Source organism: Pseudomonas sp. KB_12, assembly GCF_052114545.1.
Lineage (GTDB): Bacteria > Pseudomonadota > Gammaproteobacteria > Pseudomonadales > Pseudomonadaceae > Aquipseudomonas > Aquipseudomonas brassicacearum.
Genome location: NZ_JBFREY010000088.1, coordinates 1 through 884 on the forward strand (window position 1 = coordinate 1; position 884 = coordinate 884).

Below are 884 nucleotides of genomic sequence, written 5' to 3' on the forward strand. Positions count from 1 at the left end.
GGCGGCACCGTGGTTTACACCGCTTCGGTCAATGCACCCGTGACCGAAGCCCCGTTAGTTATCACCCTGTCGAACGGCCAGACCATCACCATCCCAGTCGGCGCCAGCTCCGCTTCGGTAAACTTCGTTACGCCAAACGACGCCCTCGCGGGCGGCGACAACCTGAGCGTGAAGATCGACGACGCCAAGGGCGGTAACTACGAAAAACTGGACATCGACGCCACTCCAGCCGACACCACCGTTACCGATGTGCAGGACACTACCGGCCTGACGCTCTCGGCAACTGACACTGTCGCCGAAGGCGGCTCCATCGTTTACACCGCTACCCTGACCAACGCCGCTGACTCGCCTGTCACTGTGACCTTGAGCAACGGCGCCGTCATCAACATCGCTGCTGGCGCCACTACCGGCACCGTGACTGTCGACGCACCAAAAGATGATGTCTACAAAGATGCCGGCAAAGTCGAAGTCAGCATCGACAACGCCACTGGCGGTAACTTCGAGAACCTGGTTCCGAACACCACGCCGGCGGTGACTGATGTCACTGACACCATCGACACCAGCACCGTTTCGCTCACAGCGACTTCGACGGTGGCCGAAGGCGGCACCGTGGTGTACACCGCCTCGGTCAATGCACCCGTGACCGAAGCTCCGTTGGTTATCACCCTGTCGAACGGCCAGACCATCACCATCGCGGTCGGCGCCAGCAGTGGTAGCGTGAACTTCGTTACGCCAAACGACGCCCTCGCAGGCGGCGATAACCTGAGCGTGAAGATTGATGACGCCAAGGGCGGCAACTACGAAAAACTGGACATCGACGGCAAGCCTGCCGACACCATCGTCACAGACACCCAGGACACCACTGGCCTGACGCTCTCGGCAAC

The 884-nt window shown here is 60.7% G+C and carries 1 protein-coding gene; it reads left to right on the forward strand.

The window, feature by feature from the left end; translation table 11 throughout:
- On the forward strand, positions 1 to 884 hold an 884-nt coding region (locus AB4Z20_RS27975; RefSeq protein ID WP_442091228.1), incomplete at both ends, for an immunoglobulin-like domain-containing protein.